Genomic DNA, 26,874 nt, shown 5'->3' on the forward strand with positions numbered 1-26,874 from the left:
ACAGTTCCTCAACGCTTTTTGTGTTGTATTACCATAGCACGCGACGTTTATGAAAGGGTAATCCTGGTTAACACGGTTGCGGTCAGCATAGGGGGAAGCTTACTCTTATGATCAACCTATTTTCAGGAGTGAAAAATGTCGACGAATCCTTTGTTAGACCAGAGTATGTTGCCTTATCAGGCACCGCGTTTTGATCGGATCAAAGATTGCCATTATCGTCCTGCTTTTGATGAGGGCGTGCGGCAAAAACGCGTGGAAATCGAGGCCATCGTCAATCATCCGGCGGCCCCTGACTTTACGAATACGCTTCTGGCGCTGGAGCAAAGCGGGGCGCTTCTGTCACGCGTCACCAGCGTTTTTTTCGCGATGACGGCCGCACACACTAACGATGAACTCCAGCGGTTGGATGAGGCCTTTTCTGCCGAGCTGGCGGCGCTCTCCAACGATATTTATCTGAATAGCGCGTTATTCGCTCGCGTGGATGCCGTCTGGCAACAGCGTCACTCACTGGGGCTGGATGATGAGTCGCTACGGTTGGTCGATGTTATCCATCAGCGTTTTGTGTTGGCAGGCGCGCAGCTTGCCGAAGAGGATAAAGCGCGACTGAAAGTATTGAATACTGAATCCGCGACCTTAATGAGTCAGTTTAATCAGCGTCTGCTGGCGGCAAGTAAAGCGGGCGGGCTGGCGGTCGATGACGCGCATTGCCTGGCAGGATTAAGCCCGGAAGAAATGACCGTCGCTGCTGAAGCGGCGCGTGAAAAAGGCCTGGAGGAGCGCTGGTTCATTCCGCTCCTTAATACGACGCAACAGCCTGCGCTTGCTACGCTGCGCGATCGCCAGACCCGCGAAAATTTATTCGCAGCGTCATGGACTCGGGCGGAAAAAGGAGATGCCCACGATACCCGCGCTATCGTTCAGCGTCTGGTAGAGATTCGTCGCTGTCAGGCAAAACTGCTGGGTTTCCCCAATTATGCCGCATGGAAAATGGCCGATCAGATGGCGAAAACGCCGCAAGCCGCACTGAGCTTTATGCGTGGCATTGTGCCGCCAGCGCGTCAGCGTGTACTCAATGAACAGGCGGAAATTCAGAACGTCATTGATGGTGAGCAGGGCGGCTACACCGTTCAGGCCTGGGACTGGATGTTCTATGCCGAACAGGTTCGGCGGGAAAAATATGCGTTAGATGAAGCGCAACTGAAGCCCTATTTTGCCTTAAATACGGTGTTGCAAGAAGGGGTTTTTTGGACCGCCAACCAGCTATTCGGCATCACCTTCGTCGAGCGTTTTGACATTCCGGTGTACCACCCTGATGTTCGGGTGTGGGAGATTTTCGACTCCGATGGTGTCGGCATGGCGTTATTTTATGGCGACTTCTTCGCGCGGGACTCGAAAAGCGGCGGCGCGTGGATGGGGAATTTTGTCGAGCAATCCACACTCAATGAAACCCGGCCCGTTATATACAATGTATGTAACTATCAGAAACCGGTTGATGGGCAGCCTGCATTACTGCTTTGGGACGACGTTATTACGCTCTTCCATGAGTTTGGTCATACGTTACATGGTTTGTTTGCCGTTCAGCGCTATGCCACGCTTTCAGGTACCAATACGCCCCGCGACTTTGTCGAGTTTCCCTCCCAGATTAATGAGCATTGGGCGAGCCATCCACGCGTGTTCGAACGCTACGCGCGTCATGTCGACAGCGGTGAAAAAATGCCCGCTGATTTACAGGAAAAAATGCGCAAGGCGAGTTTATTTAATAAAGGTTACGATATGACTGAATTGCTCGGCGCCGCATTGCTGGATATGCGCTGGCATATGCTGGAGGAGAGCGTAGCAGAGCAGTCTGTCGCTGAGTTCGAGCAGCAGGCGCTGGCCGCCGAGCATCTTGATTTACCGGCAGTTCCGCCCCGCTATCGCAGCAGTTATTTTGCCCATATCTTCGGCGGCGGCTACGCAGCGGGATACTACGCCTACCTGTGGACGCAAATGTTAGCGGATGACGGTTATCAATGGTTTGTAGAGCAGGGCGGCCTGACGCGTGAAAACGGGCAACGTTTTCGTGATGCTATCCTTTCCCGGGGGAATAGTACTGATTTAGAAACGCTTTATTCAGCCTGGCGTGGACATGAACCGCATATTGACCCCATGTTGCAATATCGTGGGCTCGATCGGTAAGCTGATACGGTTGTTCGGCACTGTCGAACAACCACCTGAAAATGAATCCTGCACTTCTGATGACAGCCAGTTAAATTTATGGGGTTAAATTGTCTGAATATAAAGAGGGCGTGCATTCGGATTTTTCTACTTATTTTCCCGTGGTGGCTTGATTGCCAAAGATTTATTACCGCTTCGCTGTTGATGTTTTCAAAAAATATATTTTCCGCTATGTGGTGGTATTATGTAAATAATGCAGAAATGAATTTGACACTGCGCACAGGGCGACTAGATTTAGAACTGTATCACATGATATGAGAAGACATATCATATTTAAAACGCAACATCATCATGAGGATTATATTATGGCAGAACATCGCGGCGGTTCCGGTAATTTTGCAGAAGATAAAGAGAAAGCCTCAGAAGCAGGTCGTAAAGGCGGCCAGCATAGCGGTGGGAACTTTAAAAACGACCCACAGCGTGCATCTGAAGCGGGTAAAAAAGGTGGCCAGAACAGCCACAGTGGCGGACGGAAATCCGGCAATTAATTTTACTCCTGATATTTCGTAAATATATTCTGAAATATTGCGCATACGATGCGGGCCATAGGCTCGCATTTTTTATTCTGACCGGGAGTTATTCTGACCGGTCAGATGAAATTATTGTTTATGCTTTCTTCGTTAACAGAAAAAGCAATTCAGCGAGGGCGAAGCGTACGCATTTTTCCAATACTTCCTGACAATCTCCGTTGAAATGTTGTCGGCTTGTAAAAGTCGTATTGTTAATATTCCAGGCAAACCAAACGGTGCCCGCCGGCGTGCCATCTTCGCCGCCTTCCGGACCGCCATAGCCGCTGATCGCTATGCTGATATTGACCTCAGCCTGATCCTTAGCGCCCTGTGCCATTTCAGTAACGACCGCTTCGCTGACGGCGGTATGTTCGGCAAGACTGTGGCGTTGTACGCGTAAGATTTTTGCTTTGGCTTCATCAGTAAAGGTGACATAACCCACACCGTAAAATGAGGGCGTATCTTCTGCTGCGCACAATGCTGAAGCCAGTTTCCCGCCAGTGCAGGATTCTGCAGTGGTCAGACGGAGTTTCTGGTTAACCAGTAAATCACCAAGTTTTTTTGTCAGGCTATCGACGGATTCGGCTTCATCAAGGGTGACAATATCGTGCTGTTCTAATCTCATCGTTTATTTTTCCGTTACAGAGACAAATGAAATATGTTCGTTCTTCTCAAGTATGGCATATTTATTTTATGACATTGTCAGTGAATGATTATTTTATCCAGTTACCAACAAACCCGCTGTTGCATAACTTGCTTACTTTCTTACGGCGATGACTGTCATTGATTATGCGTAAGGCCATTATCCTCAAAAAATAAAGCCGATTATTCTGAATTGCTATCCAGACGTTGATGCATATGACTTCAGCGATGTGGCAAGTTAACTATTACGCCGTTACGCTTTCGCGCTCACCGGCGCTGATGTCGGTTGCATATTAATCCGGATGGGTTGATTTTATTGCTTAATATTCTGCGGGTAAATTCATGTTTGTAAAAACTAAAAATAGCGGCCAGACTTAATACGTCAAATAGACGTTATTAAGGAGAGAGCATGAAACTACAGGTGGCTGCATTTTTAAGTTTTCTGATAATGCCTTACGCGCTAGCGGATGATCAAGGGGGATTAAAAAAAGACGTGGCACCGCCGCCGCCTCATGCTATTGAGGATGGTTATCGCGGTACGGATGATGCAGAAAAAATGACCATCGAACAGGCAAAAACCCTGCATGATGGCGCGACCGTTTCGCTGCGCGGCAACCTTATTGATCATAAAGGCGACGATCGCTATGTATTTCGTGATAAATCCGGCGAGATTAACGTGATAATTCCTTCCGCCGTATTTGATGGGCGGGAAGTTCAGCCGGATCAAATGATCAACATTAACGGTAGTCTGGACAAGAAAGCGAAGGAACCGCTTGTTCGCGTGAACCGATTGCAAAAATAACGCGCGCTAACCGGCAATCTCCAGGTCAGCCATACGGGGCACGCGGCTGGCCTGATACCATGGGTCTTGTAAAAGCGCCTGGGGGACAAAAGGTCCCATAATGTCTTATTCAGGTCTGGTTGCGTATCGTTTAAGCTTCATTGATATTGACGGTGCTACAGTCGTTAGCGATCCGTTATCCTCGCAAGAATTTGCCCGGTAGCGTATAAGCAAAACACAAATCTATCCATGCAAGCATTTACCGCTGGTGAACCGGCGGTTTTTTTTGCCTGCCATCCAGACAAAAGCGGCCCCTTGCGCAACGATGCAGCAAGGGGCCGGCTCTGCGAGGGATTATCTCCGTTCATTAATCATCCCATTTGTGACTGAACCAGGCTGCCAGAAATCCGGAAAATAAAATAATTCCTAATACAACGATAAAAAGGTTAATATTGCCTAACATCTCGTTTCTCCTTATTTTAGCGTGCATCCTCTTTTTTAAAAACCTCGTACAGACTATAGTACTAATTTATACTTAAGCAAAGTCTGAATTGCGTATTTATTTTACTGGAAGGGTAAAGCATTAGAATATTTTCGTCAGCGCCCAGGAATATTCCTGAATTACCGCAGTGACAGCAGATAATTAGCCTGCAATATATAGGGTTAACCCGGTGCGCCAGAAACTGCGCACATCACTGGCTGCAGATAATTAACAGGTAATAGCCTGTTGCGTAGGGGGAATCCGCATTCCTTTTAACATCAGTGCCCAGGCGAACACAATGGCGATTATCAGGACAACGAAAAGCGACCAGGCGGGAAGCGTCGTCAGGATGACGCCGCTGGCCAGCGGGTTTACCGCCGCACCCAGCAAGCCCAGCGATTGCGCTGAAAAATAGCTGGCTTTCATCCCGGCAGGCGCAATGTTGTCAATTAACATATATTCGCCGGGGGCATAAATAATTTCGCCAATCGTGAATACTGCCGCTGAAAGCCCCCAAAAAAACAGATTGTCGCCTGAAAAAATAAATCCGATGAGCCCGGCGATAAAAAAGACGGTGCCGGTCGTCATCATTGGTCGAATATTGACGGCGGTAAGTCGACGGCCCACGGCGTATTGCAAACTGACCACAATAACCGCATTAACCGGCAGGACGACGGCTACCACTTTTTCCGCGAAGCCGCTATCGGCAACGACCATAACGTACTGTGAAATACAGGACGCAAAGGCACCCCCCACAAAGGAGGCCAGAAATGCCGAAAGCGTAAACCACAATAATGCTTTGTCGCGCAGCAGAACGGAGGGAGACCAGATAGCGGCATTTTTCCCCTCGCTGGCGGCAACCGAACGTGTCACCCATACCTGAATAAAGACCAGCGGAAATGCGGAACAGATGGCGGCAAGCCAGAAGGGTAAATTGATGCTTTGCATCACCAGCAGCGTGCCAAGCGGCGGGCCAACCGTCCAGCCGATATTGAGTACGGTATAGTTGAGCGAAAAAATCCGTGTTTTTGTTGTCGCGGTGAGATTATCGGCGAACCAGGCCTTCAGGACGGTAGAAAAAACCGAATAGGCGCAGTTAATAAGCGCAAAAAGCAGGACAACCAGTACGACATTATGCACCATTGGGATGGCGATAAATCCGCAGGCGAAGGCGATAATCGCGAGTAACATGTAGCGCTTTTTATCAAACTTGTCCGCCAGAATCCCAAAGCCAAGACTAAAGATGACGCCGATCGTTAACGCGCTGGTCAGCGCGTAGCCAATCAGATTCACGCCTAAACCGTACTGACGGTTAAGATAGATGGTCATAAAGGGGAGCGTGGCGCCGCGTCCAATTGTCAATAACAGCGATGAGGCGAGTAGAGCCAACGTCGAACGTCTCAATACTGGATTCATTTTTCCTGCCTGAAATCGAGGTTACGTATCGGGACGTTTTAATCTACCGTGCCCGCAAAAGCATGATGTCTATACGCTATAGCGTAGTCTTAACATACCATAACGCAGGATTTTGCCCATCGTGTGTTGTTCAATGCCATGCTCACGGTAAAAAGAAAAGTCCTGTTATGGCGCACTGATTTCCGATAACTTACCTTTTTACAAAATTTTAATAATGACAGGGGCCGATGATGTCGCGTAAAGACGGTTTTTTGGCGTTACTGGTGGTTGTCGTATGGGGGCTCAATTTTGTTGTCATTAAAGTAGGCCTGCACCATATGCCGCCATTATTGCTGGCAGGATTACGATTTTTACTGGTGGCGTTTCCGGCAATTTTCTTTGTCGCCCGGCCTAAAGTCCCGCTTACGCTGTTGCTGGGCTATGGCCTGACGATAAGCTTTGGGCAGTTCGCCTTTCTCTTTTGCGCGATAAAGTTTGGTATGCCCGCAGGACTGGCATCGTTGGTATTACAGGCGCAGGCCTTTTTTACCATGGCATTGGGGGCGTTTGTTTTTAGCGAGCGGTTACAACGTAAGCAATTGGCGGGGATCGCCCTGGCGATTATAGGTGTACTGGTATTGATTGAAGCCAGTCTCAACGGACAGCATATAGCGATGTCGGGATTTATGCTGACTCTGGCGGCGGCATTTAGCTGGGCCTGCGGCAATATCTTTAATAAAAAAATTATGCAACATAGTCCGCGCCCGGCGGTGATGTCGCTGGTGGTCTGGAGCGCGCTGATCCCGATCCTGCCGTTCCTGCTGTCATCGCTGCTACTGGAGGGGGCGGATCACATTACGCAAAGCCTTATTACCATTGATATGACGACGATATTGTCGCTGCTGTATCTGGCTTTTGTCGCCACTATACTTGGCTACGGCATCTGGGGCGCGTTACTGGGGCGCTATGAGACCTGGCGCGTGGCGCCGTTATCATTGCTGGTGCCGGTAGTCGGGCTGGCGAGTGCCGCGGTGTTACTCGGGGAAACGTTGACCGGGATGCAACTTGCGGGCGCAGTACTGATTATGGCTGGACTCTATATCAATGTGTTTGGATTTCGTGTGCGCCGTACTGCGCGCGTCAGGGGATGAGGCATTATGTTACTAAGAAGACAAACGCTAATTTCAGACCATGCCGCGAGGTAATAGCGGCGGACTTGTCATCGCCAGACAGTACTAAAAAAATGCCCCGCAAAACGGGGCAAAGAGGTTAAAGGTGTTGGTCGTTATAATAGGGCACGCCTAATTCATCTGACTTATCGCTGTTCACGCTCACGGGGTGAAGGTCATTTGGCGGATCGCCCACACAGGGCAGAAGCATCACATCGCGGCTATTTTGCGCCACAGGTAACAAAGTTTGTTCTGCAATGCCATATCCGGAGGCGATAAGTAACAGACCCGGCAGGGCGGGAAACAGCATTTTCATGGTGCTCTTCGCGTGGCGCATAAACAAACTAGTAGTTGCCATGGTTCAGCGGCAGCATATACCGTGATTCGCCATGCATATTGGTGATCCGGTATTTGTGTGGCGGCACATCAAAATAGTTTTTGAACGTCCGGGTCAATGTTTGCTGTGACTCAAAGCCATAGCGTTCCGCCAGATAGAGAATGGGCTCGTTGCTCTCTTTTAATTTTTGCGCGATTTCCGTCATCTTACGGCTGCGGATGTATTGACCTAATGAATGACCGGTCTCTTTTTTAAACATCCGTTGCAGGTGCCATTTGGAATATCCTGAACGCTCAGACACTTTTTCCAGTGAGAGCGGCGACTCCAGGTTATCCTCGATCCAGTCCAAAATGCTATGAATAGTAATAGCGTCAGTGTTGCGTCTGGACATCGTCATACCTCTTTTTTGTCTACGGCAGAATTTTCTTGAGCAAATACTCAAGCGTTGCCACTTCGTCCGCCGTTAAGTTTTTTGTTAATTCCTGATGCAGGTCTTGCCCTGGTCGTTGATGACATTGCTCACAAATTGCCGCGCCGTCCGGCGTTAGCTTCACCAGTACGCCGCGTTTGTCATTAGGATTCGGCAGTCTTTCGATCCAGCCTTTGCACAGCAGGCGGTCGAGCATCCGCGTCAATGCGCCGAGATCGACAGACAGCACTTTTTTAAGTTCAACCGGGGTAATACATCCCGCGCAGCGTATCGAGCACAGCACTTTAAACTGTGTTGCGGTGATATCCAGCGGGGATAAGTAGTTATTTAACAGGCGATCTTTTTTTTGATTTACCATGTAGATCAAGCGACCCAGCGGAATGATTTCATTGAACAGATCACTGGTGCTTTTCAAAATGGTTGCCCCGGCAAGTAATTAATTTCGTCAGATACTATTGCCCAGGCAAGTATAAGTCAACTAAATGAATTGACCGATGCCACGATTTGCTAAAAGGCGTCCGGAGTATTGTGCTGTGATAACTTGTAACTAATTGATAATTACAGGTTATAGGTTGTAGAGGATATTAATTTGCACACTGGCGAAATGGCGCGCCTGGGCAATTTCACTTTATACTTCCGGTTCATGAAACGCTGATGGGTAAGAGATAGTATTATGATGGATTTGTTTAAAGCGATTGGATTGGGGCTGGTCGTACTGCTCCCGTTAGCCAATCCGCTAACCACCGTGGCGCTGTTTCTTGGCCTTGCGGGCAATATGAATAGTGCGGAACGCAACCGGCAGTCCTATATGGCTTCGGTTTATGTCTTCGCTATTATGATGGTGGCGTACTACGCCGGGCAGTTAGTTATGAACACCTTCGGTATTTCGATTCCAGGGCTACGGATCGCCGGGGGGTTAATCGTGGCGTTTATCGGCTTCAGAATGCTTTTCCCGCAGCAGAAGGCGCATGAGTCGCCGGAAGCGAAAAGCAAATCGGAGGAGCTGGCAGACGAACCGACGGCCAATATTGCGTTTGTTCCACTGGCTATGCCAAGCACCGCAGGACCGGGGACCATCGCAATGATCATCAGTTCCGCTTCCACGGTGCGTCATGGCGGCGAGTTTCCCGACTGGGTCATTATGGTCGCGCCGCCGATTATTTTTCTTGCCGTGGCGGTGATCCTGTGGGGATGCTTACGCAGTTCTGGCGCTATTATGCGGCTGGTGGGTAAAGGGGGGATTGAAGCGATCTCCCGCTTAATGGGATTCCTGCTGGTGTGTATGGGCGTGCAATTTATTATCAACGGCGTGTTGGAAATTATTAAAACGTACCACTAAGGCGCATTTTCGTCTGCCGGAAACCTTTTCCCGGCAGACGAATGTCTTAATGCGGTTGTTCTTCCAGCGTCACTGGCCATTTGCGGAATATGAGCACAGCCCATACCAGCGCGGCACAGGCGGGTATGGCGCCAATATAGCCGATGGCCGACATTGACCAGTGCAAACTCACCTGATTGCCTACCAGCGCGCCAGCGCCAATACCAATATTAAAGATGCCTGAAAATAGCGCCATTGCGACATCGGTCGCGTCCGGGGCCAGCGCCAGTACTTTTACCTGCATACCGAGCCCTATCACCATAATCGCGATGCCCCAGAAAATGCTCAGTATGGCCAGATGCGCTTCGCTATCCGCCGCAGGCAGCAGCAGAAGCAGACAGACAACCAGCAGGGCAATAGCGATACTGACGAGCGACGAGGCATGACGATTACCCAGTTTACCAAACACGAGGCTGCCGATGATCCCGGCGCCGCCGAGGATCAGTAACAGGACGGTAGCAAAATTCGCACTGAGCCCGGCGACATTCTGAACGAACGGTTCAATATAGCTATAAGCTGTGTAATGCGCAGTCACCACAACGACGGTCAGTACATAGAGGCTCATCAGCGCCGGGCGTCGGAATAGCAAAGGTAAACTTTTTAGTGAGCCGGAATGCTCGCTCGGCAATTTCGGTAGAAGCTTAATCAGACATAGCAGCGTAATTAATGCGCCCATGCCGATGGCAAAAAAGGTGGTGCGCCAGCCAAAATACTGACCAACAACGCGACCTATGGGCAGCCCAAGCACCATGGCCAACGCGGTGCCGGTCGCTATCAGACTTAATGCCTGCGCGCGTTTCCCGGCAGGGGCCAGGCGGATCGCCAGCGAGGCGGTTATCGACCAGAAAATAGCGTGGGCGAAAGCGATACCAATACGGCTAATGATCAGCACGGTAAAGTTCCATGCCAGAAAGGAGAGCACATGGCTGGCAATAAACAAAACAAACAGACAAATGAGTAGCTTACGGCGCTCCATTTGACTGGTAAGAAGCATAAAAGGCAGCGACATGACGGCAACTACCCAGGCGTAAATGGTTAGCATGATGCCGACCTGCGCGGTTTGCATATGAAAGCTTTCAGCAATGTCTGATAGCAAACCAACCGGCACAAATTCTGTGGTATTGAAAATAAAAGCGGCAATAGCAAGCGTAACTACCCGTAGCCACGCGACCTTGCGGGAAACTGGATTGATTGTCATAAAAATATTTCGGGTTAGTTGCGAGAAGGTGAGGCCGCGATCTTAAAACGTTTACTGGCGAAAAGACAATCATTTTGTGACCTGCTTCTCATTTACTTCGCAGGCCGTTTCGTCTTCAGTCGACGCTCGCCAGTTGGGCGTTAAGTAACTCGATAAAGGCCTCAAGCTGGCGCGTCATCGCCCCGCGCCGCCACATTAGCCATGTGTTAAGCCAGCGCCACTTCTCCGCCAACGGCCAGGCCTCCACCTGATGATGTCCTGGCATACTGTTGAGCATACTTGCTGGCATCAGCGCAATACCTGCGCCGGCAATTACGCACGCCAACATTCCATGATATGACTCCATTTCGTGAATCGTACCGGGGGTCGCGCCATCGGCATGAAACCAGCTTTCGAAATGCCGTCGGTAAGAACAGTTGGCGCGAAAAGCATAGATGTTATAACCATTCACCTCGCTGGCCCGCGAAACGACGGAATGGCCGTGTGGCGCGACGATCATCATCTCTTCCTGGTAAGCCGGTATACCTTCCAGCCCCGGATGCATTAGCGGGCCATCAATAAAGGCGGCGTTCAGCTTTCCCTCGAGCACGCCATCCAGCATGGCGCCGGAAGGACCGGTCGTTAACGCGAACTGAATTTTAGGGTAACGCTGGTTATAACCCGCCAGCAGCGCGGGGATACGTACGGCGGCAGTACTTTCTAACGCGCCGAGTGAAAACAGTCCTTGCGGTTCCTCTCCGGCAACCACCATGCGGGCTTCATCGACCAGCGCCAGGATCTGCTGGCTGTAACGTAAAAAGTTATGCCCGGCTGGTGACAGCCTGAGTCGCTGGTTTTCGCGAATAAACAGAGAGACGCCCAGGTCGGCTTCAAGCTGACGGATACGCGTGGTCAGGTTGGACGGAACGCGGTGTACTTTTGCCGCCGCCTGCGTGATGCTGCCCGTCAGAGCGACAGCGTTAAACATTTCCAGTTGCGTCAGGTCCATGGTTTTCTCAATTCGTGAATAGTCTGGTTAATATTATTCATTTTTCAGAAAGGGTAAAGGGCGTCATGATGGTACAACTCCCCTGATAACGAGAGAAAGAACATGACCATGATGACTGCAACACAGGCGTTATCCGTGAATCCTGCGACCGGCCAGACGCTGGCGGCAATGCCCTGGGCTAACGCGCAAGAGATTGAACATGCGCTGAGTCTGGCTGCGAGCGGTTTCAAAAAGTGGAAAATGACATCGGTAGCGCAACGGGCGCAAACATTACGTGATATTGGTCAGGCGCTTCGCGCTCATGCAGAAGAGATGGCGCAATGTATTACGCGTGAAATGGGTAAACCCATAAAGCAGGCGCGTGCGGAAGTGACGAAATCCGCCGCGTTATGCGACTGGTATGCGGAACATGGCCCGGCAATGCTGAATCCTGAGCCTACGCTGGTAGAAAATCAGCAGGCGGTGATTGAATACCGTCCGCTGGGCGTCATTCTGGCGATAATGCCGTGGAATTTTCCTTTATGGCAGGTGTTACGCGGGGCAGTGCCGATACTGTTGGCGGGGAATAGCTACTTGTTAAAACATGCGCCCAATGTCACGGGTTGCGCGCAGATGATAGCCCGAATCTTGACGGAAGCCGGTACTCCCGCTGGCGTCTATGGATGGGTGAACGCCAATAATGAGGGCGTGAGTCAGATGATTAACGATCCGCGAATCGCGGCCGTGACGGTGACCGGTAGCGTGCGCGCCGGCGCGGCGATTGGCGCTCAGGCTGGGGCGGCGCTGAAAAAGTGCGTACTGGAACTGGGTGGCTCGGATCCGTTTATTGTACTCAATGATGCCGATCTCGAACTGGCGGTAAAAGCCGCAGTTGCCGGACGCTATCAAAACACCGGACAAGTCTGCGCCGCCGCCAAACGTTTTATTGTCGAAGAGGGCATTGCGCAGGCGTTTACCGATCGTTTTGTGGCGGCTGCCGCAGCATTAAAGATGGGGGATCCTCTGGTTGAAGAGAATGACCTGGGGCCGATGGCGCGCTTTGATTTGCGTGATGAACTCCATCAACAGGTGCAGGCTTCCGTCGCCGAAGGCGCACGGCTACTGTTGGGCGGCGAGAAAATCGCCGGGGAGGGCAACTATTATGCCGCGACCGTTCTGGCGGATGTCACTCCTGACATGGCGGCATTTCGTCAGGAGCTTTTTGGGCCTGTTGCCGCCATTACCGTTGCAAAAGATGCGGCGCACGCCCTCGCGCTGGCGAATGACAGTGAGTTTGGCCTGTCGGCGACGATCTTTACCGCCGACGATACGCTGGCCGCGGAGATGGCGGCGTGTCTTGAGTGCGGCGGGGTATTCATTAATGGGTACAGCGCCAGCGATGCGCGTGTGGCATTCGGCGGGGTGAAGAAAAGCGGCTTCGGTCGCGAGCTTTCGCACTTTGGTTTACACGAATTTTGTAATGTGCAGACCGTCTGGAAGAACCGCGTCTAATCGCCCTGACGTCGCGTGGCGCCCTCTGCTATACTCGCAGGCCTTTTCAGACCTGCGAGCAAGGAGCATGTTGTGGCCAGGGCCATGGATAATGCAATTTTAGAGACGATTTTACAGCGCGTTCGCCCCCTCATTGGCCAGGGCAAAGTCGCTGACTATATTCCGGCATTAGCGTCCGTCGAAGGTTCAAAGCTGGGGATAGCGATTTGTACCGTGGACGGGCAGCATTATCAGGCGGGCGATGCGCACGAACGCTTCTCTATTCAGTCTATTTCGAAAGTGCTCAGTCTGGTGGTGGCGATGCGTCATTATCCGGAAGAGGAGATCTGGCAGCGCGTCGGAAAAGATCCTTCCGGCTCGCCATTCAATTCGTTGGTTCAGTTAGAGATGGAACAAGGCATCCCGCGTAATCCATTTATTAATGCGGGCGCGCTGGTGGTATGCGACATGTTGCAAGGGCGGCTTAGCGCGCCGCGTCAGCGAATGCTGGAAGTTGTGCGCGCGCTTTGCGGCGTATCGGATATTACGTATGACGCTACGGTCGCGCGCTCTGAATTTGAGCATTCCGCCCGTAACGCCGCTATTGCCTGGCTGATGAAATCATTCGGTAATTTTCATCATGATGTGCCTACCGTGTTGCAAAATTACTTCCACTACTGTGCGTTGAAAATGAGCTGCATGGAACTGGCGAGGACGTTTGTCTTTCTGGCGAATCAGGGCGAGGCGTTTCATCTCGACGAGCCGGTAGTTACCCCCATGCAGGCCCGGCAGATTAATGCGCTAATGGCGACCAGCGGGATGTATCAGAATGCCGGAGAGTTTGCCTGGCGGGTGGGATTGCCAGCTAAATCCGGCGTGGGCGGCGGTATTGTCGCCATAGTGCCGCATGAAATGGCGATTGCCGTCTGGAGTCCGGAGCTGGATCCTGCGGGAAACTCTCTGGCAGGTATCGCCGCGCTTGAGCAATTAACACAAACGTTAGGACGTTCGGTATACTGATGAATGCGCTTGAACCGCTCTTTGCCCGCCTGGCGCGATCGACATTTCGTTCGCGTTTTCGTCTCGGGATAAAAGAAAGACAATATTGCTGGGATAAAGGCGCGGAGGTAATTGATAAACACGCCGCCGATTTTATCGCCCAGCGACTGGCGCCAGCTCACCCGGCGAATGATGGTAAGCAAACGCCGATGCGGGGCCATCCGGTATTTATCGCGCAACATGCGACGGCAACCTGCTGTCGCGGGTGCCTGGCGAAGTGGCACCAGATACCTCAGGGAGAACCGCTGAGCGAAGCGCAGCAACAGTATATTGTCAGCGTTATCCATTACTGGCTGGTCATACAAATGAATCAGAGGTAGAGCAGCGCGTCGTTGCTGACGCTTTCCCCGATAAAACACCCTATACCACTGATAGCAGCCGTTGACCGTCATATATCTCATGTGCTGAAGTGTCTTTTTAGTTACAACATACATTTGGTTGTTTTTTTTTCAACGCCTGTCAGCACTGTGCAAAAAAATGTTCTACAGGGCAGGGGAGCCGTGTATCACCAGAAGCTTGCAACCTTGATCTGGATCACGTTTAATGACAGTGCTTTTTTACCTGCTGAAGATAATCATGATCGTTAGACCACAACAGCACTGGATTCGCCTGATATTTGTCTGGCATGGTTCCGTGTTATCTAAAATCTTTTCACGACTACTCCTTAACTTTCTTCTTTCTATCGCCGTTATTATCATGCTGCCCTGGTACACAATGCTGGGTATTAAGTTTACCCTTGCGCCGTTTAGCATACTGGGCGTCGCTATCGCCATTTTTCTGGGGTTTCGCAATAATGCCTGTTATGCGCGTTACGTCGAAGCGCGACATTTGTGGGGGCAGTTGATGATCGCTTCACGCTCAATACTGCGTGAGGTGAAAACAACCTTACCTGATGAACGCGGTATCGAGGATTTTGTTCGGTTACAAATCGCTTTTGCCCACTGTTTGCGTATGACATTGCGTCGACAGCCTCAAACGCAAGTTCTGGGCAACTATCTTGACCAGGAGGCGTTACAGAAAGTTGTCGCTTCCCATTCCCCCGCTAACCGTATCTTATTGCTGATGGGAGAGTGGCTGGCGATTCGCCGCCGCAGCGGAAAGCTTTCCGATATTTTATTTCATAGCCTCAACAACCGCTTAAATGATATGTCGTCAGTATTGGCCGGCTGTGAGCGCATCGCCAACACGCCGGTGCCTTTTGCCTATACGTTAATTTTGCATCGTACGGTTTATCTTTTCTGCATTATGTTGCCATTTGCACTGGTGGTTGATCTGCACTATATGACGCCGTTTATTTCGGTGCTTATTTCTTATACGTTTATCGCGTTGGATGCGTTAGCGGAAGAGTTGGAGGATCCGTTCGGTACTGAAAATAATGATTTACCGCTGGATGCGATATGCAATGCGATAGAAATCGATTTACTGCAAATGAATGATGAAAGGGATATTCCGGAAAAACGGATACCGGATAAACGCTATCAACTGACCTGAGCTCGACTTAACTGGCGCAGAATGTTCATCTGCGCCATAACCTGAAGAGCAAAGCTTAATAGCCTTCTCCAACGCCGGTTTTGGCTGGACCGGAGTAGTGGACATGAACGATTCGCCATCCTGTGTTTGGTATCTTCGCCCACACCTGGCTTTCGCGGCCTGTCGTGTGTTGAGTCTGCCCATTATCACGGCGTACCGCGGTAAAATGCCAGTCGAACTCTGCAACGGCGGCATTGCCATACACATGAATAGCTGGGGGAGCGTCCAGTTTTAACGTGCGTTTGCTGAAGGTTTTACCCATAGTGGTGCCATAAAAATTTTCAGCGATCTGCGACCATCCGCGTTCGTGACCGCGTGGATGAATAAAACTGGTTTCCGGTGAAACATAAAAGAGCTGCTTGCCTAACGTTGGGTCTGCCTTATCTATTGAATAAAGGTAACGGTTAATGCCTTCTGTAATTTCTTGTTTAACGGTCGACGTAGCTTCATTTTGTGCGGCGGTTGGCGTTGCCGCTGATGCCGATGACGCCATCAGAGTTAACGTTATCGCGGCGGCCGAAAACAATAGTGACGTTTTTTGCATAATAGTTATACCCATATGGTCTGTTTTTGAGACGCTTTATCTTTCCTGTTACGTTCACCTTTATACTAAAGGAGCATGGCTCACGAACAATAAAAAACATCCTTCTATAAAACTACCCCGAAAAGGGAGTAGTGCAATTAAGAATATCGTATTTGTTTGTAACGGCATGACTCAAAATATCAACATTTAGAGTTTCAGTATTGTTGTTGTCCATTGACTTACTTTTATGTTTATTACCACTGGTAAATAGTTAATCTTATGAATAGTGATACACAAATGACCGTTTGCGCTATGTGATAATTAACCATAGTAAAAATACACGAAGCGAAGAAGTGCTATTTCAGTAGTACTGATATTTTCATAACGCTAATTTAAAAATAAATGTAAACGTAACAAATTATACACAAAAATAAGAAGGGCTGTGACCTCAACTGGCTTGATTATGATTCCGTCTTAACGAATGCCAGCCGAGTGTTAAGTGCCATTCTCGCCCTGGCATCCCCGACCGTAAGCCAGTTCTCTACTAGTAACCCCCTTGTTATTACAGCAGAAAACAGGGCATATCATTGATGTAGTCATGCTTAACTTGCATTTTAACATCACTAATACATAGCAAGCTAATATTACACTTTGAAACTTAACGCGCGGTAATTGTTAGTGATATTGTCCTGGACAGTTCCGCGAGCAGGTTTTGCGGAAAGTCCAAAAATAAGACAAATAAGGCATATAAAATGAAAAAAGTAGTGGTGTTATCTGCGGTAGCCGCAGCCGTGATGATGGCTGGAGCCGCCAACGCAGCAGAAATCTATAACAAGGATGGCAATAAACTGGATTTGTATGGCAAGGTCGACGGCCTGCATTATTTTTCCAGTAATCATAGTACGGATGGCGATCAATCTTATATCCGTATGGGTATTAAAGGCGAGACTCAAATTACCGATCAACTAACCGGTTTTGGACAGTGGGAGTATCAGGTCAACGCCAATCGTCCGGAAGATGGTGACTCCAGCGGTTCCCCGCAAAGCTGGACGCGTCTCGGTTTTGCTGGTTTGGCATTTGCCGATATGGGGTCTGTTGATTATGGTCGTAACTATGGCGTGTTATACGACATTGGTTCATGGACTGACGTACTGCCTGAATTTGGTAATGATTCGTATGAAGCTTCCGATAATTTTATGACCGGACGCGCGAATGGCGTTCTGACTTATCGCAATAATGATTTCTTTGGTCTGGTTGATGGCCTGAATATTGCGTTGCAGTATCAGGGTAAAAATGACGGCCTGTCGAAAGAAGGCGATCCTTTAAGTAATAATGCCAGAAAAAGTATCGCGTACCAGAATGGCGATGGTTTCGGGGCATCAGCGACATATGATTTGGGCATGGGGGTGAGCCTGGGGGCAGCCTATACCAGTTCCAAACGCACGCTTGATCAGATGACGCAAGATAAATACGACAATGGCGACCGCGCTGAAGCCTGGACTGGCGGCGTGAAGTATGATGCCAATAATATTTACCTGGCGGCAAACTATACCCGTACTTATGATATGACCTATATGGGTGATACATTGGGCGGCTTTGCACATAAAACCGATAACTGGGAAATGGTAGGGCAATATCAATTTGATAATGGCTTACGCCCGTCACTGGCGTTCCTGCAATCCAGAGCCAATGATGTTGATGGACTGGGTTCGTTCGACCTTGTGAAATATATTGATGTGGGTTCCTATTACTACTTCAATAAAAATATGTCCGCGTATGTTGACTACAAAATCAATCTGCTAAAAGATGGCAACCCATCGAATCCTAATACAGACAACACCGTGGCGCTCGGCTTAGTCTACGAGTTTTGATAAAACTTGCTGATTAAGACAGTTTAGGGATACCCTCCTTTTCCCAAAACTGTGTCACTGCTTAACCTTTATTATTGTTAATTTATTCTTTTATTATTTCAGGACGCTTCTGGCGTCCTTTTTTATTGACTATTCGTTGACTATTCGACTTCGATCTCGCGAATGCGCATTCTGCTACTGTCATCTATCTGCACTTTGCCTGAATGACAAAAGGGGCAACAGAGTGTGGATGTTTGAGAGGTGAAGGGTTGATTACAGGACAGACACCAACCTTGCGCCGGTGCGATAGTAATGTGGAAACGCGCATTGTCAGCAAGGGTATGACGAGTGGCGACGTCCAGGCCAAAATGCAGCGCCGGCACCTCAACACAGGCCATAACGCCAATCTCCAGCCAGACTTGCTTTACCTTGCTGAACTGGTGATTTACTGCCTGCTCCTCCAGCAATTCGATAATATTTTGCGCCAGGGCTAATTCATGCATGGGCCAGCTCCTTCATTCAACAATATTTACGGCGACACAAGGATCAATTACCTGTAACTGTTGCGACCACAATGAGAGTGGAATAGTGGCCAGTTCGCGAGCAATGACGCCGTCAGATTGGGCGTGACGTGTGGTAGGCGAGATAATACGGTAATCAAGAATATTGCCTGACGTCGTCAGTCTGGCCTGATGAACTAACCATCCTCGCGCGGTTTCCACTACCGCTATTTTCCATTCGCCATCATCAAAACGATTCCAGCGCAGGGTAGGAAGGGCGCTCAAACTTCGGGCGAGCGTAATGCAGCGGGCCAGCAGACGTAGCGCAGTCGTTTTTCCGCTAAGACAACAGGCTGACAGTAGCGGATATTCGATAGCCAGAGGCGAGACATCCAGGGGACCATGGGTTATTAACGTATGGTCCGGGGACGACGCCATCGGTAGTGTAGGTGTAATGATATTCTGTACTGCCGCCAGCCAGCGGGCGGTTTCAGAACGCTCTTGCAAAAACCAGGCTTCCCAGCCCTTTACGCCAGCGGCAAGCCAGGTCTGAGGATCATCGTCAAAAAAGATTGTTCTTGCCAGCGGGGATAACTCTCCGCGACGTAACAACGCCCATTCTTCAGCGGTTGCCTGTCGGTGGCTAAACAGGGGGAGCCAGTCGGTCAACGCGCGACGGAGCGTTTCTCGCGCCAGCTCCTGTTGTGCGGCCTGCATATCTGGCTTCTCTTCAGGAAACAACAGTAAAGCCGCCGCTACGCTGTGTGCCTGAGCGCACAACGTAAACAAACGTGAAATAAGCGTTTTTGCGTACACCGGTGTTGCGCCCTGTAACAAACGACCGATCGGCGCCTCCTGCCAGATAATCCGTAGCGGGTGAGAATAGACGGTCAATCTTTGCACGAATTATTACCTTCATCGATCACCATAAACCCGGACTTACTGGTTTCGCAAACCGGACAGCACCAGTAATCAGGTAACTGGTTGAAGGGCACGCCGGGTGGAATTTGCCATACATCATCGCCCAGCGCAGGGTCGTAAACCCACCAACATACTTTGCACTCCATGCGCACCACTGGCTCATTTTCTGTGACCGGGTATTCTTTCAACCATTCCAACGTATTTTTTAGCCCCGCGTAGGCATCTTCGATATCGTCGATGCCTGCAACGGCGATATCAGGAATGTCCGCTATCTCAATCATATCTTGCAGTAATGTGTTCATATCATTGAAATAATTGACCCGCCATACGCCGGGAAAATGCGTGCTTACAATCCGGCATTTACCATATCCGCGTGAAAAAATAGCGCTACACCCTTCGCCTAAAAAATGATCCAGATACTCGCGATCGGCATCGTTTACTGGCAATAGCGTTAAGTTAATGATATGCGGCTCTTTTACCGGCTGTTTTACGCGCTCGGCTATTTCATGCGCGATAAAGGCGCCATTCATCAATCCCGCCGGTTGCGGCGGCAATTCTGGCGTAATCGGCGGCTGCGGATGCGTCTGCCAGATGCTCTCCGGGATCGGGCCAATGATAATTTCATCGGCAACCCGTTGCTGGTCAGCGTTATATTCACGTACACGCCAGACGCCCGTAAAAACCGTCTCCTGAATACGCTGTTCTTTTCCATCGGATAATAGTACCCGGGCGGAGATTTCACCTTCGCCGAGCAGTTGATCCAACAAACCGCTATTCTGTTGCTCAGTGGCATTCAGCTTATAGCTCAGGGGAAAGGGGAGCGTTGCCACCGGGTTATCCATATCGCGAATAAGCGTAGTCAGGATGTGTCTGGCAACACGAAGCTCAGCGGGCAGCGCCTGTTCCGGTAAAACCGGCGTCAGTGGGAGATTAATGCCGGCGGGGATAGGAAGAAAGTTAAAGTCTTCCTCTTCTGGCTGCGAGCCTGGTCCGGCAATATTAACGACTGGAATAGTTCTGGAATGATTCACGTGTGTTACCTTTCATTCTATTGCGTGATAACGGGAATATCCTGACGATAGCCCGGTGTGGTCAGCAATGCGGCCACCCGCTGAGAGTATTCTTGCCAGCTATATAATCCCGCCAGACTGCCGACAAAACGGTGCTGGCGAAAGAAAAGCAGCGCCGGATATTTCAGAATGCGATACTCCCGGGCGATCAGTTCACTCTGTTCGCTATCCGCAAATGCCGCGGTATAAGACGTCGCCGGAAATTGCTTGAGGATCTCCGGGATAATGACCCAACTGTCGGCGACTTCCGGATGTTTGTTGGGGTCGCTTTGCAGCAAAACCAGCACAGTCGGATGCGCATTAATCAACGACGGGAGCGTTTGTGCATCGGTAACCAGAAAGCCTTTATCCGCCAGTGGACAAACAGAATTTTGGGGTGAGATAGTCATTTTTTTAAATGCTCCGGTAATTCAGGCGTGCGAGACAATAAATCGGCAAAACCGGTCAGCGGATCGCTTTGCGTGAGCATGGCCTGTTCCAGCGAGTCCAGCGCCGCCAGTACCTCAACGGCTTCCGTTTCGTCCATTTCTCGTCGTGCTGCGCCGCCAAATGTCAGCAGCCATGCGCCTGCTAAGGGGGGAGCCACAAGCCGAATATCAACGTCGATAAGCTCGCCGTGTCGGTCGCGGCATTTGGCGAACCACTGACCGGGTGAAATAACCTGCACAGGAACGCCGATACACATTATGATTTCTCTCTCTGTAGCACCCGAATATCGCCGACCCGGCAAGCGCTTTGCGCATCTGGCCGTTCATCTTCGTAGCGTTCCATACACAGGCTGTAATGATTGAGTCTTTCAGTGGGCAAGGCCGCTGAAGAGGCGGTGATACCCCATTGCGCCAGCACTTCCTGCGCGAGACAGACCGCAGGCATCAGTTGCGCCTTTACCTGCGGCGTAAGACTCCCGCCATAGTCATCCAGACATTCCGGCTGCACGCCAATCAGCACAATCTCCGATAACTGGCCGCCGGTTAATTGCAGCAATGCCAGCACTTCAGAAAAACTGGTCTGATGTAAACTGAGTTTTTTCGCCGTCAGATAGGCGGGAACCTGTTCATCACGAAACATCGCCAGCGAACCTGGCGCCATACCAAAATCGATAGCATCCATGATTAACAGTTTTTCGGTTTGTTGCAGCCAGGGCAGCAGCGCCAGCCCCTGCGTACCGCCATCAACAACGTCAACTTTCTCGTTATCGGCATACTGTTCAAACAGCTTTTCCGCCGCTCTGACGCCAAACCCTTCATCTGCCCAAAGCAGGTTGCCAAGCCCTAAGATTGTTACTTCTGCCATTGTTATCACCTGAACCAGCGCCAGCCGCTTATCATGACGGAAATCACGCTTTGTCGGCTCATAATGTCTTCACGGATAGCGGTATAAACATGCGCAATGACGAAGGCGATAATGAACCACATGCCCAGCCGGTGCCAGAAATGCAGCGCGAGGCTATCGTTGCCAGTCAGGCGAATCATCCAGCCAAACAATTGATACGCCCAACTGTCTGTTCCAAGCCCTTCGCCATAGAGCGCAAAGCCGCTACACACCATCAGTACGGACATCCAGAAATAGAACATTACCGCCAGTCCCGCTACCGGATTATGTCCATAGTAACGATGGGCCTCTTTTTCGAGGAAAAAATACCAGCGGATTTCGCTGATAACGCCTTTACGCCAGGCGCGGCGCCAGAACGGAACCAGAAACATCTCCCTGGCGTACTCATTGCCGACACATGCCCAGTAAATACGAAACAGCAGCGCGACAGTAAAAATATACGCCGTGGTAAAATGGATCAGTCGTATCCAGCCCATCCAAAACATAAAGGTCGCTTCACCTTGAATCGATGGCAGGGGGCGGCCAATGAAATATCCTGTAACAGCCAGGACGACAATGGATAACGCCGTGATCCAGTGCCATAAACGGACCGGCGCTTCATAGATATAGTACCCCTGGCTGGTTATTTCTTTGAGATGCATTGAGACCTCCGAATCGTCGTCATCGTACCTGAACCCTGACCAGCTCCCCTCCATGATTATCAATAACATGGGTGGAGCAGGCCAGGCAGGGATCGAAGCTGTGCAGAGTACGTAAAATCTCCAATGGTTGATCGGGAACGGCGAGTTTAGTCCCCATTAACGCCGCTTCGTACGCGCCAATTTGACCTTTATCGTCACGTGGCCCGGCATTCCAGGTTGTCGGTACCACACACTGATAGCTGTCGATTTTCTGATTTTCAATTTTTATCCAGTGCCCCAGCGCGCCGCGCGGCGCCTCGCTGAAACCAACGCCTTTTGCCGATGTAGGCCAGGTATCGGGTTCCCAGAGCGTGACGTTTGCCGTCGCCGTATCGCCGGACTTGAGGTTACGCATCAGACGATCGAAGAAATATTGCAGCGTATTGCCTGCCCATACGGATTCCAGCGCACGCGCGGCAGTACGTCCTAATGTAGAAAAGAGCGCTTCTTTAGGCAGCTTTAATACACTAAGCAGTTGATCCACAGGTTCTTTAAATTCCGGTTTATTTTGATGATATCCAATCAGATAACGCGCCAGCGGACCTACCTCCATCGCATGTCCCTTCCAGCGCGGCGATTTAATCCATGAATATTTAGCGGACTCATCCACCTGTTCGATAAAGGTTTTTGTGCCTTTATAGTGTTCGCCCATGACCAGTTGCGGTTCGGTCAGACCATCCCACGGATGCAGGCCCTTATCGTTATTGCCGTTACCATAGGTATACCAGGAGTGAGTGACAAACTCCTGAATCTCATCGGGGGCGGTTAAATCGACAGGATGAATTTCGTCGAAACGACCGTTAATGATAGCCCCACGCGGAAGCAGAAGATTACTGGCGGAATAATCGTTAGGGTTATCCGGAAACTCGCCATAAGCCAGCAGGTTCATGCTCGATAACCCGCCGCCGATTTTTGCCCAGTCTTTGTAATAACTGGCAATCAGCAAGACGTCCGGAAGATAAACCTGTTCGCAGAACTGGCGAGCTTTTTGGATGATGGAACTGACAAGGTTCAGGCGTTCCATATTCACTGCGCCGACCGCGCCCGTTTCGTCAAGGTTGATGGCGCAAGGAACGCCGCCCACCAGCCAGTTAGGATGCGGGTTTTTACCACCGAAAACGGTGTGAATTTTTACGATCTCTTTTTGAAAATCGAGCGCTTCAAGATAGTGGGCGACCGCCAGCAAATTGGCTTCCGGCGGAAGTTTCATCGCCGGATGTCCCCAGTAGCCATTACGGAAAGGGCCAAGTTGACCGGACTCGATAAACCGCTTCAGTCGATTTTGCAAATCGCGGAAATATCCCGGCGAGGATAGCGGCCATGCGGAAAGGCTTTGCGCGATGGCGGAGGTCTGATGCGGGTCGGCTTTCAGGGCCGCAACCACATCAACCCAGTCCAGCGCGTGCAGATGATAAAAATGCACCAGGTGATCGTGAACGTGTAGCGTAGCCTGCATCATATTACGGATACAGTTTGCGTTGTCCGGAATCGCGATTCCCAGCGCATTTTCTACGGCACGGATTGAGGTCAGAGCGTGTGTACCGGTGCAGACGCCGCAAATGCGTTCAACGAATGCCCAGGCGTCTCGCGGATCGCGACCTTTCAGGATAACCTCCAGGCCGCGCCACATGGTGCCGGTCGACACAGCGTTAGTAATGACATTATTACTGTCGATATTCACTTCGCAGCGCATATGCCCTTCGATGCGAGTAACCGGATCGACCACAATTCGCCGTCCGCTATTGTCCAGCGTAAAACCCTGAGTCTGATAAGGATATGCCATAATTATTTTTTCTCTTCCGGAGCGTTTTCTGATGACGTGTTGTTTTTATTGCGGGCATGTTTTATGGCGCTCACCGTGGCGTGAGCGATGGCGGCAGCGCCCGCGACGCCAGCAACGCCCAGTCCGATTTTATCGGCGGTAGCCTCAATGCCGGTTTGCGGAATGCCCGTTGCCCGGCTGTAAAAAGAACCGTAATCCCAGAATCCATCTTCCGAACATCCGAGGCATCCATGACCCGACTGGATAGGAAAAGACACGCCATCATTCCAGCGAACGGTTGAACAGGCGTTATAGGTGGTCGGGCCTTTACAGCCCATCTTGTACAGGCAATACCCTTTTCTGGCGCCTTCGTCATCCCATGCTTCCACAAACTGACCGGCATCGAAATGCGCGCGTCGGTAACATTTGTCATGAATTCGCTGGCCATAAAACATTTTTGGTCGTCCAAGACGATCAAGGGGAGGGATGCGATCAAATGCCAGCATATAGGTGATAACGGCGGACATCACTTCAGGTATAGGCGGGCAGCCTGGCACTTTAATAATGGGTTTATCGGTAATTAATTTGTGAACCGGCGTGGCTTTAGTTGGGTTGGGACGGGCTGCCTGCACGCAGCCCCATGATGCGCAGGACCCCCAGGCGATAATCGCTTTAGCATCCGCGCTGACGCGTTTTAACTTCTCCAGGAACGGCTCGCCAGCCAGTATGCAAAACATCCCATCTTCATTCAGCGGCGCGTTACCTTCCACGGCAACGATATAATTTCCTTTGTACTCACGCATCACATCCGCCAACGCCTGCTCGGCTTGTTGCCCTGCGGCGGCCATAATGGTGTCGTCATAATCCAGGGAAATGAGCGACAAAATGGCATCTTTTGCCAACGGGTGCGCAGAGCGAATGAAAGATTCGGTACAGCAGGTACATTCAAGACCATGCAGCCATATCACTGGCGTACGCGGTTTATTCTCCAGGGCATAAGCTATCTGAGGAATCATCGAACTGCTCAGGCCTAAAGACGTTGCGGTAAGGCTGCAAAACTTGAGGAAGCTACGCCTTGTCACGCCGTGTCTACGCATAACTTGATAAAATGTATCTTGTGTTTGCATAACGTTTATCCCAAACCACTATAGTTAGTGTGGGCATCATATGTTGCATTTCTTGTCTTTCTCAACGTGTTTTAGTAGCAATTATGTTTCTAATTCGTAACAACCGATTACATGTGTGCTACTCACATTACTCAAAAACATAAATTAATTTAATGTTATTGGTGATGTTGAGTAAATATAGCGTTGTGATGGCATCTCTTAATGTTGATAAGAAACCGTGTTTTTTATTTATAACATGATGGGATTTTTTTAAATGCTCACACGGATAACGCGTTTTCATGTTAGTTCGCTGTGTTTAACTCTCCTTTAAACCCGTCAGTTAAATTTATTAGCTTGTAAAATAAGATCACAATTAATTACGTGCCGCATAACCATTGATAGGTTTAATTTAATATATTCATCCAATCCATTTTACAAACAAGGAGAGCATGATGAACAAAAGTAAAACAATGTTATTTATCGCTCCGGCGCTGTTTTCATACGCCCTGGCTGCACAGGCCTGCACAACCCTTGCCATTCAGGATAAACAAGGCGATATTTTTCATGGACGTACGCTGGAATATATGCAGGATTTACCCTCATGGTTAACGTATTATCCGGCGGGAACGCAGTTTGATAAAAAAACGCCGGATGGCAGTCAGGGAGTAAGCTATCAGGCGAAATATCCGATACTGGCCATTACTTCCACCATTACTGATGGCGATAGCAGAGACATACTTGAAGGCATGAATAGCGCGGGATTGTCATTTAGTGAAAACATGATCATGAATGCGCAGTTGCCGCCATTGCCCGCGAGTGAATATAAACAGGCAATTCCTGTCACCTCGTTGGGAGAATGGGCGCTGGCCCGTTTTGCTACTGTCGGCGAGGTAAAACAGGCAATAAAAGAGGGCAAATTCTGGTCACCGGAACTGCATCGGTTTGGCGATCTGAAATCGCCATTTCATTATGCGTTTTACGACAAGAAAGGAGGAAGCATTGTCGTTGAAGTGGAAAATGGCAAATTCCATGTCTATGACAATCCCACTCGCGTGATGACAAATGGTCCCGCATTCCCCTGGCATCTGACAAATCTGAATAATTATACGCAATTAACCAATGTGGACCGCTCTTCAGGCACACTGGGCGGGATAAAAGTGATGCAGCCTGATAGCGGGATTGCTATTGCAGACTTGCCATCGTCCGATACGTCGGTTTCCCGTTTTATACGCGGCGTTTATTACACCACATATGCGCCGCAAGCGACATCTGCCCACGATGCAATGAATACGCTTGCGCATATTATGAGCCGTTTCGATCGTCCGAAAAATATTACGGTTGACTATATGGGGAGTGAAGGGGAAGGCAACGCCACCCGCAAACCGGTCTCAGAATATACGGTCTGGACAACGCTATCTGACTTAACGCACGGTGAGATGATGGTGCGCGGCTACAATGATATCAACTATAAAACCTGGTCTCTTTCTCAGTTTAAGAACGCGACTGCGCCCGTGTTCGAGAAAATCAACGTCAAAGGATAAATAGC

29 protein-coding genes are annotated in these 26,874 nt (G+C 50.0%); 11 read left to right on the forward strand and 18 right to left on the reverse strand.

The window, feature by feature from the left end; all coding sequences use genetic code 11:
* The first annotated feature begins 135 nt into the window (after positions 1-135).
* A complete protein-coding gene (gene dcp, locus NBA72_RS01920; protein WP_000106261.1) occupies positions 136-2,178 on the forward strand; it encodes a peptidyl-dipeptidase Dcp in 2,043 nt (680 codons plus the stop codon).
* Positions 2,179-2,522: 344 nt separating this feature from the next.
* On the forward strand, positions 2,523-2,705 hold the full coding sequence (locus NBA72_RS01925) for a general stress protein (RefSeq protein WP_000807642.1): 183 nt from the start codon (positions 2,523-2,525) through the stop codon (positions 2,703-2,705).
* A gap of 118 nt (positions 2,706-2,823) precedes the next feature.
* On the opposite strand, the gene NBA72_RS01930 is transcribed toward NBA72_RS01925, so the two are convergent.
* Positions 2,824-3,351: a 2-oxo-tetronate isomerase gene (locus NBA72_RS01930; protein ID WP_001235357.1), complete on the reverse strand. Its 528-nt coding sequence runs from the start codon at positions 3,349-3,351 to the stop codon at positions 2,824-2,826.
* Positions 3,352-3,777: 426 nt separating this feature from the next.
* On the opposite strand from NBA72_RS01930, the gene NBA72_RS01935 reads away from it, so the two are divergent.
* Entirely contained in the window at positions 3,778-4,170 is a 393-nt protein-coding gene (locus tag NBA72_RS01935; protein ID WP_000776348.1) for a YdeI family stress tolerance OB fold protein, read from the forward strand.
* Positions 4,171-4,516: 346 nt separating this feature from the next.
* Here NBA72_RS01935 and mgtS read toward each other — a convergent pair whose 3' ends face one another.
* Together mgtS and ydeE are read right to left on the reverse strand one after the other, a co-directional pair.
* Positions 4,517-4,612 carry a protein MgtS gene (gene mgtS, locus NBA72_RS01940; RefSeq protein WP_000901355.1) on the reverse strand — a complete coding sequence of 32 codons (96 nt, stop codon included), beginning with the start codon at positions 4,610-4,612 and terminating at the stop codon, positions 4,517-4,519.
* Between the two features lie 246 nt (positions 4,613-4,858).
* Entirely contained in the window at positions 4,859-6,046 is a 1,188-nt protein-coding gene (gene ydeE / locus NBA72_RS01945; RefSeq protein WP_042947309.1) for an efflux MFS transporter YdeE, read from the reverse strand.
* Between the two features lie 227 nt (positions 6,047-6,273).
* Between ydeE and eamA the strand changes: the two genes are divergently transcribed.
* Positions 6,274-7,176 (forward strand): O-acetylserine/cysteine exporter, encoded by a 903-nt coding sequence (gene eamA, locus NBA72_RS01950; protein ID WP_000987750.1) that lies wholly within the window; start codon positions 6,274-6,276, stop codon positions 7,174-7,176.
* 118 nt (positions 7,177-7,294) lie between these two features.
* Here the strand turns inward: eamA and marB are convergent, their stop codons facing one another.
* From marB to marR, 3 genes are read right to left on the reverse strand one after another with little or no spacing between them, the layout of a single operon-like run.
* A complete protein-coding gene (marB, locus tag NBA72_RS01955; protein WP_000783049.1) occupies positions 7,295-7,510 on the reverse strand; it encodes a multiple antibiotic resistance protein MarB in 216 nt (71 codons plus the stop codon).
* A gap of 28 nt (positions 7,511-7,538) precedes the next feature.
* A complete protein-coding gene (marA, locus tag NBA72_RS01960; protein WP_000091194.1) occupies positions 7,539-7,922 on the reverse strand; it encodes an MDR efflux pump AcrAB transcriptional activator MarA in 384 nt (127 codons plus the stop codon).
* A gap of 19 nt (positions 7,923-7,941) precedes the next feature.
* Complete coding sequence (gene marR / locus NBA72_RS01965) at positions 7,942-8,376, reverse strand: multiple antibiotic resistance transcriptional regulator MarR (RefSeq protein ID WP_000843434.1); 435 nt, start codon at positions 8,374-8,376, stop codon at positions 7,942-7,944.
* Between the two features lie 258 nt (positions 8,377-8,634).
* Between marR and NBA72_RS01970 the strand changes: the two genes are divergently transcribed.
* A complete protein-coding gene (locus NBA72_RS01970; RefSeq protein ID WP_000968968.1) occupies positions 8,635-9,300 on the forward strand; it encodes a MarC family NAAT transporter in 666 nt (221 codons plus the stop codon).
* A 46-nt stretch (positions 9,301-9,346) separates the two neighbouring features.
* On the opposite strand, the gene NBA72_RS01975 is transcribed toward NBA72_RS01970, so the two are convergent.
* Both NBA72_RS01975 and ptrR read right to left on the reverse strand, forming a co-directional pair.
* Entirely contained in the window at positions 9,347-10,537 is a 1,191-nt protein-coding gene (locus tag NBA72_RS01975; protein ID WP_042947307.1) for a sugar transporter, read from the reverse strand.
* Between the two features lie 115 nt (positions 10,538-10,652).
* Positions 10,653-11,525: a putrescine utilization regulator PtrR gene (ptrR, locus tag NBA72_RS01980; RefSeq protein WP_000366539.1), complete on the reverse strand. Its 873-nt coding sequence runs from the start codon at positions 11,523-11,525 to the stop codon at positions 10,653-10,655.
* A 102-nt stretch (positions 11,526-11,627) separates the two neighbouring features.
* Here ptrR and sad point away from each other — a divergent pair, with 102 nt between their 5' ends.
* The 4 genes from sad to NBA72_RS02000 all read left to right on the forward strand — a co-directional run bounded on the left by sad (position 11,628) and on the right by NBA72_RS02000 (position 15,545).
* Complete coding sequence (sad, locus tag NBA72_RS01985) at positions 11,628-13,016, forward strand: succinate-semialdehyde dehydrogenase (RefSeq protein ID WP_042947306.1); 1,389 nt, start codon at positions 11,628-11,630, stop codon at positions 13,014-13,016.
* A gap of 72 nt (positions 13,017-13,088) precedes the next feature.
* On the forward strand, positions 13,089-14,015 hold the full coding sequence (gene glsB, locus NBA72_RS01990; protein WP_000090081.1) for a glutaminase B: 927 nt from the start codon (positions 13,089-13,091) through the stop codon (positions 14,013-14,015).
* Entirely contained in the window at positions 14,015-14,374 is a 360-nt protein-coding gene (locus NBA72_RS01995) for a DUF4186 domain-containing protein (RefSeq protein ID WP_000992449.1), read from the forward strand. The genes glsB and NBA72_RS01995 overlap by 1 nt, the downstream gene beginning before the upstream one ends.
* A gap of 256 nt (positions 14,375-14,630) precedes the next feature.
* Positions 14,631-15,545 (forward strand): bestrophin family protein, encoded by a 915-nt coding sequence (locus tag NBA72_RS02000; protein WP_001675544.1) that lies wholly within the window; start codon positions 14,631-14,633, stop codon positions 15,543-15,545.
* Positions 15,546-15,600: 55 nt separating this feature from the next.
* Here NBA72_RS02000 and NBA72_RS02005 read toward each other — a convergent pair whose 3' ends face one another.
* A complete protein-coding gene (locus NBA72_RS02005) occupies positions 15,601-16,143 on the reverse strand; it encodes a YybH family protein (protein ID WP_000513122.1) in 543 nt (180 codons plus the stop codon).
* A 716-nt stretch (positions 16,144-16,859) separates the two neighbouring features.
* On the opposite strand from NBA72_RS02005, the gene ompC reads away from it, so the two are divergent.
* The gene (ompC, locus tag NBA72_RS02010) at positions 16,860-17,978 is read left to right on the forward strand and encodes a porin OmpC (protein WP_000758335.1); all 1,119 of its coding nucleotides are present in this window, start codon (positions 16,860-16,862) and stop codon (positions 17,976-17,978) included.
* A gap of 140 nt (positions 17,979-18,118) precedes the next feature.
* Here the strand turns inward: ompC and hypA are convergent, their stop codons facing one another.
* The 9 genes from hypA to NBA72_RS02055 are packed head-to-tail and all read right to left on the reverse strand — an operon-like array spanning position 18,119 to position 25,349.
* The gene (gene hypA / locus NBA72_RS02015) at positions 18,119-18,460 is read right to left on the reverse strand and encodes a hydrogenase maturation nickel metallochaperone HypA (RefSeq protein WP_042947301.1); all 342 of its coding nucleotides are present in this window, start codon (positions 18,458-18,460) and stop codon (positions 18,119-18,121) included.
* A 12-nt stretch (positions 18,461-18,472) separates the two neighbouring features.
* The gene (locus NBA72_RS02020; RefSeq protein WP_042947299.1) at positions 18,473-19,360 is read right to left on the reverse strand and encodes an ATP/GTP-binding protein; all 888 of its coding nucleotides are present in this window, start codon (positions 19,358-19,360) and stop codon (positions 18,473-18,475) included.
* Positions 19,348-20,409, reverse strand: a complete 1,062-nt coding sequence (locus NBA72_RS02025) for a hydrogenase expression/formation C-terminal domain-containing protein (protein WP_001660060.1) — start codon at positions 20,407-20,409, stop codon at positions 19,348-19,350. The genes NBA72_RS02020 and NBA72_RS02025 overlap by 13 nt, the downstream gene beginning before the upstream one ends.
* A gap of 17 nt (positions 20,410-20,426) precedes the next feature.
* Positions 20,427-20,837, reverse strand: coding sequence for a hydrogenase (locus NBA72_RS02030; RefSeq protein WP_000155990.1), 411 nt, complete (start codon positions 20,835-20,837; stop codon positions 20,427-20,429).
* The gene (hypC, locus tag NBA72_RS02035; RefSeq protein ID WP_000334910.1) at positions 20,834-21,133 is read right to left on the reverse strand and encodes a HypC/HybG/HupF family hydrogenase formation chaperone; all 300 of its coding nucleotides are present in this window, start codon (positions 21,131-21,133) and stop codon (positions 20,834-20,836) included. Before hypC ends, NBA72_RS02030 begins: the two co-directional genes overlap by 4 nt.
* Positions 21,133-21,741 (reverse strand): HyaD/HybD family hydrogenase maturation endopeptidase, encoded by a 609-nt coding sequence (hybD, locus tag NBA72_RS02040; protein ID WP_000852663.1) that lies wholly within the window; start codon positions 21,739-21,741, stop codon positions 21,133-21,135. The genes hypC and hybD overlap by 1 nt, the downstream gene beginning before the upstream one ends.
* 5 nt (positions 21,742-21,746) lie before the next feature.
* Complete coding sequence (gene cybH, locus NBA72_RS02045) at positions 21,747-22,490, reverse strand: Ni/Fe-hydrogenase, b-type cytochrome subunit (protein WP_023209486.1); 744 nt, start codon at positions 22,488-22,490, stop codon at positions 21,747-21,749.
* The gene (locus tag NBA72_RS02050) at positions 22,441-24,243 is read right to left on the reverse strand and encodes a nickel-dependent hydrogenase large subunit (protein ID WP_000331200.1); all 1,803 of its coding nucleotides are present in this window, start codon (positions 24,241-24,243) and stop codon (positions 22,441-22,443) included. Before NBA72_RS02050 ends, cybH begins: the two co-directional genes overlap by 50 nt.
* 2 nt (positions 24,244-24,245) lie before the next feature.
* A complete protein-coding gene (locus tag NBA72_RS02055; RefSeq protein ID WP_001194448.1) occupies positions 24,246-25,349 on the reverse strand; it encodes a hydrogenase small subunit in 1,104 nt (367 codons plus the stop codon).
* 428 nt (positions 25,350-25,777) lie between these two features.
* Between NBA72_RS02055 and NBA72_RS02060 the strand changes: the two genes are divergently transcribed.
* Positions 25,778-26,869 carry a choloylglycine hydrolase family protein gene (locus NBA72_RS02060; RefSeq protein WP_000981375.1) on the forward strand — a complete coding sequence of 364 codons (1,092 nt, stop codon included), beginning with the start codon at positions 25,778-25,780 and terminating at the stop codon, positions 26,867-26,869.
* Positions 26,870-26,874 lie beyond the last annotated feature (5 nt).

The sequence above is a fragment of the Salmonella sp. NW1250 genome (assembly GCF_051812965.1).
GTDB lineage: Bacteria > Pseudomonadota > Gammaproteobacteria > Enterobacterales > Enterobacteriaceae > Salmonella > Salmonella enterica.